At 60.8% G+C, this 16,008-nt stretch carries 12 protein-coding genes; 9 read left to right on the top strand and 3 right to left on the bottom strand.

Annotation, left to right across the window (positions count from 1 at the left end):
• Positions 1–806: 806 nt before the first annotated feature.
• Positions 807–2,102 carry a glycine betaine monooxygenase oxygenase subunit gene (gene gbca / locus HU724_RS26040; RefSeq protein WP_016772823.1) on the bottom strand — a complete coding sequence of 432 codons (1,296 nt, stop codon included), beginning with the start codon at positions 2,100–2,102 and terminating at the stop codon, positions 807–809.
• Positions 2,103–2,398: 296 nt separating this feature from the next.
• Here gbca and gbcB point away from each other — a divergent pair, with 296 nt between their 5' ends.
• Positions 2,399–3,499, top strand: coding sequence for a glycine betaine monooxygenase reductase subunit (gene gbcB / locus HU724_RS26035; protein ID WP_016772824.1), 1,101 nt, complete (start codon positions 2,399–2,401; stop codon positions 3,497–3,499).
• 68 nt (positions 3,500–3,567) lie between these two features.
• On the opposite strand, the gene HU724_RS26030 is transcribed toward gbcB, so the two are convergent.
• Both HU724_RS26030 and HU724_RS26025 read right to left on the bottom strand, forming a co-directional pair.
• The gene (locus HU724_RS26030) at positions 3,568–4,101 is read right to left on the bottom strand and encodes an REP-associated tyrosine transposase (RefSeq protein ID WP_186568923.1); all 534 of its coding nucleotides are present in this window, start codon (positions 4,099–4,101) and stop codon (positions 3,568–3,570) included.
• A 600-nt stretch (positions 4,102–4,701) separates the two neighbouring features.
• A complete protein-coding gene (locus HU724_RS26025) occupies positions 4,702–5,742 on the bottom strand; it encodes a threonine aldolase family protein (protein WP_016772826.1) in 1,041 nt (346 codons plus the stop codon).
• A 126-nt stretch (positions 5,743–5,868) separates the two neighbouring features.
• Between HU724_RS26025 and HU724_RS26020 the strand changes: the two genes are divergently transcribed.
• The 8 genes from HU724_RS26020 (at position 5,869) to fdhA (ending at position 15,974) form a co-directional block, all read left to right on the top strand.
• Positions 5,869–6,579, top strand: a complete 711-nt coding sequence (locus tag HU724_RS26020) for a TraX family protein (protein ID WP_186568922.1) — start codon at positions 5,869–5,871, stop codon at positions 6,577–6,579.
• Positions 6,580–6,866: 287 nt separating this feature from the next.
• Positions 6,867–8,120 carry a serine hydroxymethyltransferase gene (gene glyA, locus HU724_RS26015; protein ID WP_024014589.1) on the top strand — a complete coding sequence of 418 codons (1,254 nt, stop codon included), beginning with the start codon at positions 6,867–6,869 and terminating at the stop codon, positions 8,118–8,120.
• A gap of 21 nt (positions 8,121–8,141) precedes the next feature.
• Positions 8,142–9,392 carry a sarcosine oxidase subunit beta gene (locus HU724_RS26010; protein WP_016772829.1) on the top strand — a complete coding sequence of 417 codons (1,251 nt, stop codon included), beginning with the start codon at positions 8,142–8,144 and terminating at the stop codon, positions 9,390–9,392.
• Positions 9,393–9,406: 14 nt separating this feature from the next.
• A complete protein-coding gene (locus HU724_RS26005) occupies positions 9,407–9,736 on the top strand; it encodes a sarcosine oxidase subunit delta (protein ID WP_016772830.1) in 330 nt (109 codons plus the stop codon).
• Positions 9,733–12,750: a sarcosine oxidase subunit alpha gene (locus HU724_RS26000; RefSeq protein ID WP_039757642.1), complete on the top strand. Its 3,018-nt coding sequence runs from the start codon at positions 9,733–9,735 to the stop codon at positions 12,748–12,750. Before HU724_RS26005 ends, HU724_RS26000 begins: the two co-directional genes overlap by 4 nt.
• A gap of 142 nt (positions 12,751–12,892) precedes the next feature.
• The gene (locus HU724_RS25995; protein ID WP_016772832.1) at positions 12,893–13,525 is read left to right on the top strand and encodes a sarcosine oxidase subunit gamma; all 633 of its coding nucleotides are present in this window, start codon (positions 12,893–12,895) and stop codon (positions 13,523–13,525) included.
• 216 nt (positions 13,526–13,741) lie between these two features.
• Positions 13,742–14,599 carry a formyltetrahydrofolate deformylase gene (purU, locus tag HU724_RS25990; protein ID WP_039757644.1) on the top strand — a complete coding sequence of 286 codons (858 nt, stop codon included), beginning with the start codon at positions 13,742–13,744 and terminating at the stop codon, positions 14,597–14,599.
• Positions 14,600–14,774: 175 nt separating this feature from the next.
• The gene (fdhA, locus tag HU724_RS25985; protein ID WP_186568921.1) at positions 14,775–15,974 is read left to right on the top strand and encodes a formaldehyde dehydrogenase, glutathione-independent; all 1,200 of its coding nucleotides are present in this window, start codon (positions 14,775–14,777) and stop codon (positions 15,972–15,974) included.
• The last annotated feature ends 34 nt before the right edge of the window (positions 15,975–16,008 follow it).

The raw sequence follows: 16,008 nt of genomic DNA, 5'->3' as shown, positions 1-16,008 counted from the left end.
GTTTCAGGTCGATGTAACCTCACCAGTCGACGCGGTCGGCCCCCTCTCCCTCTGGGAGAGGGTTGGGGTGAGGGGAAGCGGCTTACCCACATTCCCTGTTGGCGAAGCTGTGGATAACGTGTTCGCCCTTCCGCGCACCCCACGCCATTCAAGCCTTCCAACCATAAGATCAAAAAACGATCAGCGTAACTCACGGATTTGTCAGGCTTTTCCCTCGGTATAAATCGAGAACTTGCCCCCAATCTCTGTTGGCGCTTCTGTGGATAAGATGTTCGCTATCAGCTGTAGGCCATATGGAACAAGGCTTACGGAAGGTTGATCATTTCCTGATCAAATGAGCTATCCAAGCAAAGAAAGCGTCCCGCAAGAGCACTTTTCCCCGTCCGCACGGTTTTTTCCACAGGCCAGCCAAAGTTACCCCCGATCTCTGTTGGCGCTTCTGTGGATAACGTGTTTGCTACCTGCTAGAGGCCTTTAAATACTAGGTCTACAGCGATTCGATCAAAAAACAACCAATCGTTTTCAGAAACCATGCTTATGGATAAGTCACGGTTTTTCTTTGCAAATCAGCAAGATATTTTTTGACTCATCCACAGTTACCCCCATTCGCTGTGGGCGGGTATGTGGATAACTTGTTTGCGGAAGGCTGGAGGGCTTGGTGGGTATGGGGGCGGAGGTGATTGGTCGGAAATTGATCAACTGAAAGATGTAGCGTGGGTCAGGACGCCTTCGCGAGCAGGCTCGCTCCCACAGGGGATGCATTCCACCTGTAGGAGCCGCCGCAGGCTGCGATCTTATGCTCCTGATCAGCCCTGAACCGGTACACCTTTGAGGTAAGGCGCAGGCTCTGCCCCGAGGTTGTTCAACATCCGCTCGCTGTACCAATCGACGAAGTTGACCACGCCGAATTCATAGGTCTTCGAGTAAGGCCCCGGCTGGTAAGCCGTGGAGTTGATCCCGCGCTGGTTTTCTTCAGCCAGACGGCGGTCCTGATCGTTCGTCGCGTCCCATACCTGGCGCATGCGCTCGACGTCGTAATCGACACCTTCCACCGCGTCCTTGTGCACCAGCCACTTGGTGGTGACCATGGTTTCCTGAGCGCTGATCGGCCACACGGTGAAGACGATGATGTGATCGCCCATGCAGTGGTTCCACGAATGCGGCAGGTGCAGGATGCGCATCGAGCCCAGGTCCGGGTTCTTGATCCGGCCCATCAGTTTTGCGCAGCCCTGCTTGCCGTCGAGGGTCATCGACACGGTGCCCTTGAGCAGCGGCATGCGCACGATGCGGTTGCGCAGGCCGAAACTGGCGTGGGCGTAAGGGATCTTTTCCGCTTCCCAGGCTGCGGCGGACGCAGCAACGTGATCCTTGAACGCCTGATCGGCGCGCGGGTCGGTGACGTCGTCCCACTCCAGCAGGGTTTTCAACAGTTCCGGGTGCGACGCGTTGCAGTGGTAGCACTCGCGGTTGTTTTCCAGCACCAGTTTCCAGTTGGCCTTCTCCATCAAGGTGGTGGTGATCGCCACCTTGGTGTTCTCCATGTCGTACGGTTCCATGTAATGGTTGAGCGTCGACAGGAAGTCATCGATGGCCGGCGGGTTTTCCGCCAGGCTGATGAAGATGTAGCCGCCAGCGGTTTTCACGTTCACCGGTTTCAGGCCGTATTGCTTCATGTCGAAGTCGGCGCCCATCTCGGTGCCGGCGAACAGCAGGCGCCCGTCCAGTTCGTAGGTCCACTGGTGGTAATGGCAGACCAGTTTGGCGACCTTGCCTTTTTCACTGGTGCACAGGCGCGAGCCACGGTGGCGGCAGACGTTGTGAAACGCATGCACCACCCCCTCGGCGCCACGAATGACGATGATCGGGTTCTTGCCGACCTGCAGGGTCAGGTAGTTGCCCTTGGCCGGGATCTCGCAGGTCATGCCGGCGATCAACCATTCCTTCTGGAAGATCTCCTGCATATCGATATCGAACAGGCGCTCGTCGCTGTAGAACGGCTGTGGCAACGAAAAGGTGCGCTCGCGCTCCTGGAGCATTTGTGCGGTGGCCTTGCGTGCGGGTTCCAGCGGATCGCCCAGGCTGATTTTTGCGGTGACGTCCATCGATGTAATCCTCATGGCCCTCTGCGTGGCCGGCGAAAGTGGCTGATCAGGTGTGCTGCAAAACGGTTGCTACGCAAGGTGTAAAGAAGTCGTCTTGTGTTGGGGCGAGTGTGGGGCCGGCGCTGGGGGGAACCTTATCCATGCGCGACATGGCGCAATCTGTTCCCGACGCGCAAGCCCCGGTGTTCAAGGGCTGGTCGCGATAAGTATGTCAATGTCGCGGATAGGTAAACGCACGGTCTGCGCTATACGCAGAATCGCCGACAAGAGGCCGACAGTCGGCCGTGGAGAACAGCATGTCCAACAGCTTCCTGAATCCGGTCACCACCCAGACCTGGGCCAATGGCCGACACATTGTCCGTTGCGTCAAAGTCATCCAGGAAACCTGGGATGTGCGCACCTTCTGCTTTATGGCCGACCAGCCGATCCTGTTCTTCTTCAAGCCGGGGCAGTTCGTCACCCTGGAGCTGGAAATCGAAGGCCAGCCGATCATGCGTTCGTACACGATTTCCAGCTCGCCGTCGGTGCCGTACAGCTTTTCGGTGACGATCAAACGCGTGCCGGGCGGCAAGGTCTCGAACTGGTTGCACGACACTTTGCATGAAGGTCAGGAGCTGGCGGTGCACGGCCCGGTCGGGCTGTTCAACGCGATCGACTTCCCGAGCCCGAAGGTTCTGTATTTGAGCGGCGGCGTCGGCATCACCCCGTGCATGTCGATGGCGCGCTGGTTCTACGACACCAACGCCAACGTCGACATGACTTTCGTGCACAGCGCGCGGTCGCCGAAAGACATCATTTACCACCGCGAACTCGAGCACATGGCGTCGCGGATCGACAACTTCAGCCTGCACCTGATCTGCGAAAAACACGGCCTCGGTGAGCCATGGGCCGGTTATCGCGGTTACCTGAACCACAAGATGCTCGAACTTATGGTTCCGGACTTCCTCGAACGCGAAGTGTTCTGCTGCGGCCCGACGCCATACATGACTGCGGTCAAACGCCTGCTGGAAGCGGCCGGCTACGACATGTCGCGCTACCACGAAGAATCCTTCGGCGCCACGCCACCCGAGGCCCGCGCCGACGCGGTGGAACAGGCCGAACAAGCCGCCGATGCGCCGGAAATCGACGCCGCGGATCTGCACCAGGTGGAATTCACCGCCTCCGGCAAAAGCATTCGCGTCGGCCCGGGCGAAACCGTCCACGCAGCAGCCGCCAAACTCGGCCTGATGATCCCTAAGGCCTGCGGCATGGGCATTTGCGGGACGTGCAAGGTGATGAAACTGGGCGGCGAAGTGGAGATGGAGCACAACGGCGGGATTACCGAGGACGACGAGGCTGAAGGGTTTATCTTGTCGTGCTGCAGCGTGCCGAAGGGGGATGTGCGGATTGAGTTTTAAATAGGCATGACCTTGATCGTTCCCACGCTCCGCGTGGGAATGCCGCCCGGGACGCTCCGCGTCCCATTTCAATACCAGCGCTGAACCTCGATCATACCCTCGATTCCCGCGAAGTCCCTGGCACTCGAATAACGCCAATGCTCCGGTAAATCCACATATCCGCGTTTCACCGGGTTGTTATGGATGTATTCAAGTTTCTGGCGCATCACCGATTCGCTGTAGACCATTTCCGCGTGCGCGCCTTCTTGCCACAGTTGATACACCCGGTCCTGTTTGTGCGCACGCTTGCTGAAGCGCAGACGCTGCAAGGTTTTGTCGGCGCCTTTGGTTTGCAAGTCGTTGATGATTTGTCGCGCGGTGAAGGACTTGAACTGGCTGAGGCATTTGCTCAGATCGGGTGCTTGGGCGACGAAGTGCAGGTGGTTTTCCAGAATCACGTAGCCGTATAGCTTCAAGTCATGATGAGTCTGTTGATATCGCCAGCAGTTGAGCAGGTGCTCAACGATGTACGGGCGAATGAATAACGGCAACCACTCCATTACGGTGCAGGTCAGGAAATGCGGTTTGTCGGCTTCGGTAATCGTATAGCGGCTGCGGCCCATGGGATTCTTCCTTGAATCTTGCTGTGCGAATGAGATGGAACGCGGAGCGTCCCGAGATGCATTACCACGCAGAGCGTGGGAACGATCAGGGTGAGGCCGGAGTAGGGAACGTGCTAGAAGAGACGTCTGCAACTTCAGTGGGAAAAGTCATTCCCGACCGAAGATCGTTCCCACGCTCTGCGTGGGAATGCAGCCACTGACGCTCCGCGTCATAGCGGTTTTCAGCCTGTCGCCAAGGGTGAAGCTGGAACGCGGAGCGTCCCTGTAGGCATTCCCACGCGGAGCGTGGGAATGATCAGGGTGGGGCAGATGTGGAGATAAAGATCGTTCCCACGCTCTGCGTGGGAATGCAGCCACTGACGCTCTGCGTCATAGCGGTTTTCAGCCTGTCGCCAAGGGTGAAGCTGGAACGCGGAGCGTCCCTGGAGGCATTCCCACGCGGAGCGTGGGAATGATCAGGGTGGGGCAGATGTGGAGATAAAGATCGTTCCCACGCTCTGCGTCATAGCGGTCTTGACCTTGTCGATAATGGTGAGGCTGGAACGCGGAGCGTCCCGGGAGACATTCCTTTGCTGCGCGTGGGAATGATCATGGGCGGGATCAGGCCGACATGACCTCGCGAATATCGCGCGCCAGTTCGCGCACGCGCTCTTCTTCGGTGTCCCAGGAGCACATGAAACGTGCGCCGCCCTTACCGATGAAAGTGTAGAAACGCCAGTTCTTTGCAGTCAGCGCGGCGATGGCCGGCTCGGACAGTTGCAGGAACACACCGTTGGCCTGCACCGGGAACATCAGTTCGACGCCGGGGATGTCGCTGACCAGTTCTGCCAGCAGTTGCGCGCAGTGGTTGGCGTGGCGGGCATATTTGAGCCAGGCGTCGTTTTCCAGAATGCCGACCCACGGTGCCGACAAAAAGCGCATCTTCGACGCCAGTTGCCCGGCCTGCTTGCAGCGGTAGTCGAAGTCTTCGGCCAGTTTGTGGTTGAAGAACAGGATCGCTTCACCCACCGCCATGCCGTTCTTGGTGCCGCCGAAGCACAGCACATCAACGCCGGCCTTCCAAGTCAGGTCCGCCGGCGAGCAGCCGAGGAATGCGCAGGCGTTGGAGAACCGCGCGCCGTCCATGTGCAGGTGCAGGCCCAGCTCTTTGCAGGTTGCGCTGATGGCGCGGACTTCTTCCGGGGTGTACACACTGCCGACTTCAGTGGCTTGAGTCAGGGTCACCACGCGCGGTTTCGGGTAGTGGATGTCCTGACGCTTGAGCGCGACTTCGCGGATCGATTGCGGGGTGATCTTGCCGTTTTCAGTGCCGGCGATCAGCAGCTTCGAGCCGTTGGAGAAAAATTCCGGGGCGCCGCATTCGTCGGTTTCGACGTGGGCGGTTTCCGAGCAGATCACGCTGTGGTAACTCTGGCACAGCGACGACAGGGCCAGCGAGTTGGCGGCGGTGCCGTTGAAGGCGAAGAACACTTCGCAGTCGGTTTCGAACAGTTTGCGGAAATGATCGGCCGCGCGGGCGGTCCATTCATCGTCGCCGTAAGCGCGCTGGTGGCCGTGGTTGGCCTGTTCCATGGCAGCCCAGGCTTCCGGGCAGATACCGGAATAGTTGTCGCTGGCGAATTGTTGGCTCTTGTCGGTCATGGCCGGCTTCCGTAATCGAGACTCTTGTGAAGGCTCGTGGTCAATGAGGATGCGCACTTTACCGAAGATCTTTCGGGGAGCACATGCGATGTCGGGTGGGGAAAATTACCAGTTTATGGGCCGATTATGCACCTGAGCCAACGCGACGGCGCCCTGGATCTGCTCAAATGGCTGGCGTTACTGAGCATGTTGCTCGATCACCTGCGATATGTCGGCTTCTCCGCCGATTGGTTGTATGTGCCCGGGCGATTGGCGTTTCCATGGTTTTGCCTGGCGATGGCGGCGAATCTGGCACGAGACGGGACGCGCAAAATGGAATGGCGCTATCTGGGCTGGCTGTTGCTGTTCAGCGCCATCAGCGAAATCCCTTATCGCTTTTATATCCCCGACCCTGACACGTTCAACGTGATGCCGACGCTGGCGCTGGGCTTGCTGGTGGCGCGCGGCTGGCAGGACTCAGCGTCGGTGCCACGGTTGTTCGCACTGGCCGCGCTGGTGGTTGGCGCGGTTTTTTCAGAACGACTGATGTTCGGTTTCTTCGGCGTATTGTTGCCGTTGGCGATGCTGCTGGTGTTCCGCCGACCCTGGTATTTCAGCCTGTTGCCGGGGCTGGTGTGTCTGGCGGCGAACCAATGGCAGGTGTTGCTCGAATCGGCGCGCTTCGGCAACAGCGTGTCCATTCTCGGCCTGGCGACATGTGTGTTTGCGCCGATGCTCGGAATGTTCTTGTTGCGACATGGGCGACATGTCCGGCCTCCACCGATGCGGCGCTGGGCGTATGCGCTGTATCCCGCGCATTTCCTACTGCTGCTCGCCATCCGCCAAATCATCGCCTGACCCCTGTGGGAGCGAGCCGGCTCCGGGCGGCGTTCCGACGAAAGCGGTCTGCCAGCCAACTTCTATGTCGGATGTGCCGGCCTATTCGCGAGCAGGCTCGCTCCCACAGGGGATCTGCGGCGTTTCGAAGAGGTCATTTCCAGCCATGTCGTAAACGCACCTTTGCGTGGCGTCCGCAGGCATTTGAGCTGTCTGTGCCGGTCATACCATCGCATCAAAGGGCACCGCTGCGATTGCCGGTGCCTTACCGAGACGAATGGCGCACAGATGCCGCTGGGAGAGACGCGATGTTCAGCAAGCAAGACCAGATCCAGGGTTACGACGATGCACTGCTGGCGGCGATGAATGCCGAGGAGCAACGTCAGGAAGATCACATCGAGCTGATCGCGTCGGAGAACTACACCAGCAAGCGCGTCATGCAGGCGCAAGGCAGCGGCCTGACCAACAAATACGCCGAAGGCTATCCGGGCAAGCGCTACTACGGTGGCTGCGAGCATGTGGACAAGGTCGAAGCGCTGGCCATCGAACGCGCCAAGCAACTGTTCGGTGCCGACTATGCCAACGTCCAGCCGCACTCCGGCTCCTCGGCCAACAGCGCCGTGTACCTGGCGTTGATCCAGCCGGGCGACACCATTCTCGGCATGAGCCTGGCCCACGGCGGTCACCTGACCCACGGCGCGAAAGTGTCGTCCTCGGGCAAGCTCTACAACGCTGTGCAGTACGGCATCAACACCGACACCGGGCTGATCGACTACGACGAAGTCGAGCGTCTGGCCGTCGAGTGCAAACCGAAAATGATCGTTGCCGGTTTCTCGGCTTACTCGAAGACTCTGGACTTTCCGCGCTTCCGTCAGATCGCCGACAAGGTCGGCGCGCTGCTGTTCGTCGACATGGCCCACGTCGCCGGTCTGGTCGCTGCTGGCCTGTATCCGAACCCGCTGCCGTACGCCGATGTGGTCACCACCACTACGCACAAAACCCTGCGCGGTCCGCGTGGCGGGCTGATCCTGGCCAAGTCCAACGAAGAGATCGAGAAAAAGCTCAACGCCGCCGTTTTCCCCGGCGCCCAGGGCGGTCCGCTGATGCACGTCATCGCCGGCAAGGCGGTGTGCTTCAAGGAAGCGCTGGAGCCTGGCTTCAAGGCCTATCAGCAACAAGTGATCGACAACGCCCAGGCGATGGCCAGCGTGTTCATCAAGCGTGGCTACGATGTGGTCTCCGGCGGCACCGACAACCATCTGTTCCTGGTCAGCCTGATCCGTCAGGGCCTGACCGGCAAGGACGCCGACGCCGCGCTGGGCCGCGCGCACATCACGGTGAACAAGAACGCCGTGCCGAACGACCCGCAGTCGCCGTTCGTGACCTCGGGCCTGCGCATCGGCACCCCGGCGGTGACCACGCGCGGCTTCAAGGTCAGCCAGTGCGAAACCCTCGCCGGCTGGATCTGCGACATCCTCGACAACCTCGGCGACGCCGATGTCGAGGCCAATGTCGCCCAGCAGGTCTCGGCCCTGTGCGCAGACTTCCCGGTTTATCGCTGAGTCGGTTTTGGAGTAATGACTATGCAACGCTATTCCGGCTTCGGCCTGTTCAAACACTCGCTCAGCCACCACGAAAACTGGCAGCGCATGTGGCGCACGCCCACCCCGAAAAAAGTCTACGACGTGGTCATCGTCGGCGGCGGCGGGCACGGCCTGGCGACGGCCTACTATCTGGCCAAGGAGCACGGCATTACCAATGTCGCCGTGGTCGAGAAAGGCTGGCTGGGCGGCGGTAACACCGCGCGCAACACCACCATCGTGCGTTCCAACTACCTGTGGGACGAGTCGGCGCACCTCTACGAACACGCGATGAAATTGTGGGAAGGCCTGTCGCAGGATCTCAACTACAACGTGATGTTCTCCCAGCGTGGCGTCTACAACCTGTGCCACACCCTGCAGGACATCCGTGATTCGGAGCGTCGCGTCAGCGCCAACCGCCTCAACGGCGTCGACGGCGAACTGCTCGACGCCAAGCAGGTTGCGGACGAGATTCCGTACCTGGACTGCTCGAAAAACACCCGCTACCCGATCATGGGCGCCACCGTGCAGCGTCGCGGCGGCGTCGCCCGTCACGATGCCGTGGCGTGGGGCTTCGCCCGTGCCGCCGATGCCTTGGGTGTGGACCTGATCCAGCAGACCGAAGTGATCGGTTTCCGCAAGGAAAACGGCGTGTGCATCGGCGTCGAAACCAACAAGGGTTTCATCGGCGCCAAGCGCGTCGGCGTGGTGACGGCCGGTAACTCCGGACACATGGCCAAGCTTGCCGGTTTCCGCCTGCCGATCGAATCCCACCCGCTGCAAGCGCTGGTGTCCGAGCCGATCAAACCGATTATCGACAGCGTGATCATGTCCAACGCCGTGCACGGTTACATCAGCCAGTCCGACAAGGGCGACCTGGTGATCGGCGCCGGTATCGACGGCTACAACGGCTACGGCCAGCGTGGTTCGTACCCGGTAATCGAACACACCATTCAGGCCATCGTCGAGATGTTCCCGGTGTTGTCCCGCGTACGCATGAACCGCCAGTGGGGCGGCATCGTCGACACCACCCCGGACGCTTGCCCGATCATTTCCAAGACTCCGGTACCAAACATGTTCTTCAACTGCGGTTGGGGCACCGGTGGCTTCAAGGCTACACCCGGCTCGGGCAACGTGTTTGCCGCGAGTCTGGCCAAGGGTGAAATGCACCCATTGGCTGCACCTTTCTCCATCGACCGTTTCCACAACGGTGCGTTGATCGATGAACACGGCGCTGCTGCGGTTGCCCACTAACAGGAGAAATCCCCATGTTGCATATCTTCTGTCCTCACTGCGGCGAACTGCGCTCTGAAGAGGAATTCCACGCATCCGGTCAGGCGCACATTCCGCGCCCGCTGGATCCGAACGCCTGCACCGATGAAGAGTGGGGCGACTACATGTTCTTTCGCGATAACCCGCGCGGTCTGCACCACGAGTTGTGGGACCACGTTGCCGGTTGCCGCCAGTACTTCAACGTCACTCGCGATACCGTGACCTACGAGATTCTCGAGAGCTACAAGATCGGCGAGAAGCCGCAATTCACCGACAAGGCTGGCACTGCGAAAACAGCCACGACGGCGCTGGGAGAGAAGGTATGAGCCAGACCAATCGCCTGTCCAACGGTGGACGGATCGACCGCAACAAAGTGCTGAGCTTCACCTTCAACGGCCAGACCTACAAAGGCTATGAAGGCGACTCGCTGGCCGCCGCACTGATTGCCAACGGCGTCGATATCATCGGCCGCAGCTTCAAGTATTCGCGCCCTCGCGGCATCTTCGCTGCCGGTTCCGAAGAGCCGAACGCGGTGTTGCAGATCGGTGCCACCGAAGCCACGCAGATTCCCAACGTGCGCGCCACGCAACAGGCGTTGTATCAGGGCCTGGTCGCCACCAGCACCAACGGCTGGCCGAGCGTCAACAACGACATGATGGGCATCCTCGGCAAGGTCGGCGGCAAGCTGATGCCGCCGGGTTTCTACTACAAAACCTTCATGTACCCGCAATCGTTCTGGATGACTTACGAGAAGTACATCCGCAAGGCTGCCGGCCTCGGCCGTTCGCCGACCGAGAACGATCCGGACACCTACGACTACATGAACCAGCACTGCGACGTGCTGATCGTCGGTGCCGGCCCGGCCGGTCTCGCCGCTGCCCTGGCCGCTGCGCGCAGCGGTGCCCGAGTGATTCTGGCCGATGAGCAGGAAGAGTTCGGCGGCAGCCTGCTTGATTCCCGCGAAAGCCTCGACGGCAAACCGGCGATGGAATGGGTCGCCAGTGTCATCGCTGAATTGAAGAACACCCCGGACGTGCTGCTGTTGCCGCGTGCCACGGTCAACGGTTACCACGATCACAACTTCCTGACCATTCACGAACGCCTCACCGATCACCTCGGTGACCGCGCGCCGATCGGTCAGGTGCGGCAGCGCATCCACCGTGTCCGCGCCAAGCGCGTGGTGCTGGCGACCGGCGCCCACGAGCGTCCGCTGGTCTACGGCAACAACGACGTGCCGGGCAACATGCTCGCCGGTGCGGTGTCGACTTACGTGCGTCGTTATGGCGTAGCGCCAGGCAAGAAACTGGTGCTGTCGACCAACAACGATCACGCCTATCGTGTCGCTCTGGATTGGCTCGATGCCAGTCTGCAAGTCGTCGCCATCGCTGACGCCCGCAGCAATCCGCGCGGTGCATTGGTCGAAGAAGCGCGCGCCAAAGGCATTCGCATCCTCACCGGCAGCGCGGTCATCGAAGTGCGTGGCAGCAAGCGTGTGACCGCTGCCCGCGTCGCCGCGATTGACGTAAAGGCCCACGCCGTGACCAGTCCGGGCGAATGGCTCGACTGCGATCTGGTTGCCAGCTCCGGCGGTTACAGCCCGGTGGTTCACCTGGCTTCGCACCTCGGTGGCAAACCAGTGTGGCGTGAAGACATTCTCGGTTTCGTACCGGGCGAAGCACCGCAGAAGCGCGTATGCGTCGGTGGCATCAATGGCGTCTACGCGCTCGGCGATTCGCTGGCCGACGGTTTTGAAGGTGGCGTGCGCGCTGCCGCCGAAGCCGGTTTCCAGACTGTCGAAGGCGTGTTGCCGAAAGCCCTGAGCCGTCTCGAAGAGCCGACCCTGGCGCTGTTCCAGGTGCCGCACGAGAAGAACTCGGCGCGTGCACCGAAGCAATTCGTCGACTTCCAGAACGACGTCACCGCCGGTGGCATCGAACTGGCGACCCGCGAAGGTTTCGAGTCGGTCGAGCACGTCAAACGCTATACCGCGCTGGGCTTCGGCACCGATCAGGGCAAGCTCGGCAACGTCAACGGTCTGGCCATTGCCGCCCGTTCGCTGAACGTGACCATCCCGCAGATGGGCACCACCATGTTCCGTCCGAACTACACGCCGGTGACCTTCGGCGCTGTGGCCGGTCGGCATTGCGGGCACATCTTCGAACCGGTGCGCTACACCGCGCTGCATGCCTGGCATGTGAAGAACGGCGCCGAGTTTGAAGACGTCGGTCAGTGGAAACGTCCATGGTACTTCCCGAAAAACGGTGAAGACCTGCACGCGGCAGTGAAACGCGAATGCAAAGCCGTGCGCGACAGCGTTGGCCTGCTCGATGCTTCGACCCTCGGCAAGATCGACATCCAAGGCCCGGATGCCCGCGAGTTCCTCAACCGCGTGTACACCAACGCCTGGACCAAACTCGACGTGGGCAAGGCTCGCTATGGTCTGATGTGCAAGGAAGACGGCATGGTCTTCGACGACGGGGTGACCGCGTGTCTGGCCGACAACCATTTCGTCATGACCACTACCACCGGCGGCGCCGCGCGCGTACTTCAGTGGCTGGAGCTGTACCACCAGACCGAATGGCCGGAGCTGAAGGTGTACTTCACGTCGGTCACCGACCACTGGGCGACCATGACCCTGTCCGGGCCGAACAGCCGCAAGCTGCTCAGCGCCGTGACTGACATCGATCTGAGCAACGAAGCGTTCCCGTTCATGACCTGGAAAGAAGGTCTGGTCGGCGATGTGCCGGCGCGGGTGTTCCGTATCTCGTTCACCGGTGAGCTGTCGTACGAAGTCAACGTGCAGGCCGATTATGCGATGGGCGTGCTGGAGAAAATCGTCGAGGCCGGCAAGCAGTACAACCTGACGCCTTACGGCACCGAAACCATGCACGTTTTGCGGGCGGAGAAGGGCTTCATCATCGTCGGCCAGGACACCGACGGCTCAATGACCCCGGATGACCTGAACATGGGCTGGTGTGTCGGTCGCACCAAACCGTTCTCGTGGATCGGCCAGCGCGGCATGAACCGTGAAGATTGCGTGAAAGATCAGCGCAAACAACTGGTGGGCCTCAAGCCGATCGATCCGACCAAATGGCTGCCGGAAGGTGCGCAGCTGGTGTTCAACACCAAGCAGGCGATCCCGATGACCATGGTCGGCCACGTCACCTCGAGCTACGCGCACAACTCCCTCGGTTATTCGTTTGCCATGGGTGTGGTCAAGGGCGGTCTCAAGCGCATGGGCGAGCGGGTGTTCGCACCGCTGGCCGATGGCAGCGTGATCGAAGCGGAAATCGTGTCTTCGGTGTTCTTCGATCCGAAGGGTGAGCGGCAGAACATCTGACAACCTCGGGAGCGGTGGGCGGGCGGCTATTCGCGAGCAGGCTCGCTCCCACATTCGATCGCGTTCCCCTGTGGGAGCGAGCCTGCTCGCGAAGGCGGCGGCACAGCTACCACAGGAACCAACAGAATTCAGAAGGTGCTTTATGACCACAGCCAATGTTTACCAGCAACGCCCGACCACCGGTGCCCGTGCCGAGTCGTCGCTGCACCATGCCGACCTCGCCAGCCTGGTCGGCAAGGGCCGCAAGAACGCCGGCGTGATCGTGCGTGAGAAAAAACTCCTCGGCCACCTGACCATCCGTGGCGATGGCCACGATGCAGCCTTCGCGGCCGGTGTGCACAAAGCGTTGGGCATTGAATTGCCCGGCGCCCTCAGCGTGATCGTCAAAGGCGAAACCAGCCTGCAATGGATGGGCCCGGACGAGTGGCTGCTGATCGTGCCAAGCGGCGAAGAATTCGCCGCCGAGCAGAAACTGCGTGAAGCGCTGGGTGATCTGCACATTGCCATTGTCAACGTCAGCGGCGGCCAGCAGATCCTCGAACTGAGCGGGCCGAACGTGCGCCAGGTGCTGATGAAATCCACCAGCTATGACGTGCACCCGAACAACTTCCCGGTGGGCAAAGCGGTGGGCACGGTGTTCGCCAAGTCGCAGCTGATGATTCGTCATACCGCCGAAGACACCTGGGAACTGCTGATCCGGCGCAGCTTCTCGGATTACTGGTGGTTGTGGTTGCAGGATGCTTCGGCCGAGTACGGGCTGAGCGTTCAGGCCTGAAGATCAAAAGCCACCCCCTCACCCCAGCCCTCTCCCCCTGAGGGGGAGAGGGGGAAAGGGAGCAGATTTGCGTGTTTTTCGAGCCTGAGTTCGACGCGCTATTTCAGGTCGGCGCAGCTCGAAAGAACACCTCGGTCAGTCCCCTCTCCCTCTGGGAGAGGGCTAGGGTGAGGGAAAAACCTGACACCCCGCACAACGAACAGGAGTCACCGCACCATGAGCCGCGCCCCAGACACATGGATTCTGACCGCCGACTGCCCCAGCGTCCTCGGCACGGTGGACGCGGTCACGCGTTTTCTGTTCGAGCAGGGCTGTTATGTCACCGAGCACCACTCGTTCGATGACCGCCTCTCGGGGCGCTTCTTCATTCGCGTGGAGTTCCGTCAGCCTGATGGTTTCGACGAACAATCTTTCCGCGCCGGGCTGGCCGAGCGCGGACAGGCGTTCGGCATGCTCTTCGAGCTGACCGCGCCGAACTACCGGCCGAAAGTGGTGATCATGGTGTCCAAGGCCGATCACTGCCTCAACGACTTGCTCTATCGCCAGCGCATCGGCCAGTTGTCGATGGACGTGGCCGCGGTGGTGTCCAACCATCCGGATCTCAAGCCGTTGGCCGACTGGCACCAGATTCCCTACTACCATTTCCCTCTCGACCCTAACGACAAACCAGCACAGGAGCGTCAGGTCTGGCAGGTGATCGAAGAGGCCGGTGCCGAACTGGTGATCCTCGCCCGCTACATGCAGGTGCTGTCGCCGGAGCTGTGCCGCAAGCTCGACGGCAAGGCAATCAACATTCATCACTCCCTGCTGCCGGGCTTCAAGGGCGCCAAACCTTATCACCAGGCTTACAACAAAGGCGTGAAACTGGTGGGCGCGACGGCGCATTACATCAACAACGACCTTGATGAGGGGCCGATCATCGCCCAGGGCGTCGAGGCGGTGGATCACAGTCATTATCCCGAAGACCTGATTGCCAAGGGGCGCGATATCGAAGGCCTGACGCTGGCGCGGGCGGTTGGGTATCACATCGAAAGACGGGTGTTCCTGAACGCCAACAGAACCGTCGTTCTCTAGATCGCTTTCGCGAGCAGGCTCGCTCCCACAGGGGTACGCATTCCAATGTGGGAGCGAGCCTGCTCGCGAAGGGGCCATAACAAACAACGCAAGACCAACAAGCAATACCCGAGCACTCAACGCGCTGCCCAACCGGGGCAACGCAGTTCCATAAAAACAACAGCGAGGTGAAAGCATGTCTGGCAATCGTGGTGTGGTGTATCTCGGCGCTGGCAAGGTCGAAGTACAGAAAATCGACTATCCGAAAATGCAGGACCCGCGCGGTCGCAAGATCGAGCACGGGGTCATTCTCAAAGTGGTTTCCACCAACATCTGCGGCTCCGACCAGCACATGGTGCGCGGCCGCACCACGGCGCAGACCGGTCTGGTTCTGGGTCACGAAATCACCGGCGAGGTGATCGAAAAGGGCTCTGACGTCGAAAACCTGAAGATCGGCGATCTGGTCTCCGTTCCGTTCAACGTAGCTTGCGGGCGCTGCCGTTCCTGCAAAGAGCAACACACCGGCGTCTGCCTGACCGTCAACCCGGCCCGTGCCGGCGGCGCATACGGTTACGTCGACATGGGCGACTGGACCGGTGGTCAGGCTGAATACGTGCTGGTGCCGTACGCCGACTTCAACCTGCTGAAACTGCCGGATCGCGACAAGGCCATGGAGAAAATCTGCGACCTGACCTGCCTCTCCGACATCCTCCCGACCGGTTACCACGGCGCGGTTACTGCCGGTGTTGGCCCGGGCAGCTCCGTGTACATCGCCGGGGCCGGTCCGGTCGGCCTGGCCGCTGCCGCTTCCGCACGTTTGCTCGGTGCGGCGGTGGTGATTGTCGGCGACGTCAACACCATCCGCCTGGCCCACGCCAAGGCCCAGGGTTTTGAGGTCGTCGACCTGTCCAAGGACACCCCGCTGCACGAACAGATCGCCGCGCTGCTGGGCGAGCCGGAAGTCGATTGCGCGGTGGACTGCGTCGGTTTCGAAGCACGCGGCCACGGCCACGACGGCGTCAAGGCCGAAGCCCCGGCCACGGTGCTCAACTCACTGATGGGCGTGGTGCGCGTTGCCGGCAAGATCGGTATCCCGGGCCTTTACGTCACCGAAGATCCGGGCGCCGTCGACGCTGCCGCGAAAATGGGCAGCCTGAGCATCCGCTTCGGCCTGGGCTGGGCCAAATCCCACAGCTTCCACACTGGGCAAACGCCAGTGATGAAGTACAACCGCCAGTTGATGCAGGCGATCATGTGGGACCGCATCAACATCGCTGAAGTGGTCGGCGTGCAAGTGATCAGCCTCGATCAGGCGCCGGAAGGTTACGGCGAGTTCGATGCCGGCGTGCCGAAGAAGTTTGTGATTGATCCGCACAAGTTGTTCAGTGCGGCGTAGGGTTTACCGCAACGCAGAACGGCGACCTCAGGGT

The sequence above is a fragment of the Pseudomonas iranensis genome (genome assembly GCF_014268585.2).
Taxonomy (GTDB): domain Bacteria; phylum Pseudomonadota; class Gammaproteobacteria; order Pseudomonadales; family Pseudomonadaceae; genus Aquipseudomonas; species Aquipseudomonas iranensis.
Note: the sequence above shows the minus strand (reverse complement) of the source record. Positions and strands in the feature narration are given on the sequence as shown.

What these genes read in the sequence shown, in the direction of transcription:
- gbca (WP_016772823.1), bottom strand. Translation starts at nt 2,102, where the DNA reads ATGGACGTCACCGCAAAAATCAGCCTGGGCGATCCGCTGGAACCCGCA.
- gbcB (WP_016772824.1), top strand. Translation starts at nt 2,399, where the DNA reads ATGTCCAACAGCTTCCTGAATCCGGTCACCACCCAGACCTGGGCCAAT.
- HU724_RS26030 (WP_186568923.1), bottom strand. Translation starts at nt 4,101, where the DNA reads ATGGGCCGCAGCCGCTATACGATTACCGAAGCCGACAAACCGCATTTC.
- HU724_RS26025 (WP_016772826.1), bottom strand. Translation starts at nt 5,742, where the DNA reads ATGACCGACAAGAGCCAACAATTCGCCAGCGACAACTATTCCGGTATC.
- HU724_RS26020 (WP_186568922.1), top strand. Translation starts at nt 5,869, where the DNA reads ATGCACCTGAGCCAACGCGACGGCGCCCTGGATCTGCTCAAATGGCTG.
- glyA (WP_024014589.1), top strand. Translation starts at nt 6,867, where the DNA reads ATGTTCAGCAAGCAAGACCAGATCCAGGGTTACGACGATGCACTGCTG.
- HU724_RS26010 (WP_016772829.1), top strand. Translation starts at nt 8,142, where the DNA reads ATGCAACGCTATTCCGGCTTCGGCCTGTTCAAACACTCGCTCAGCCAC.
- HU724_RS26005 (WP_016772830.1), top strand. Translation starts at nt 9,407, where the DNA reads ATGTTGCATATCTTCTGTCCTCACTGCGGCGAACTGCGCTCTGAAGAG.
- HU724_RS26000 (WP_039757642.1), top strand. Translation starts at nt 9,733, where the DNA reads ATGAGCCAGACCAATCGCCTGTCCAACGGTGGACGGATCGACCGCAAC.
- HU724_RS25995 (WP_016772832.1), top strand. Translation starts at nt 12,893, where the DNA reads ATGACCACAGCCAATGTTTACCAGCAACGCCCGACCACCGGTGCCCGT.
- purU (WP_039757644.1), top strand. Translation starts at nt 13,742, where the DNA reads ATGAGCCGCGCCCCAGACACATGGATTCTGACCGCCGACTGCCCCAGC.
- fdhA (WP_186568921.1), top strand. Translation starts at nt 14,775, where the DNA reads ATGTCTGGCAATCGTGGTGTGGTGTATCTCGGCGCTGGCAAGGTCGAA.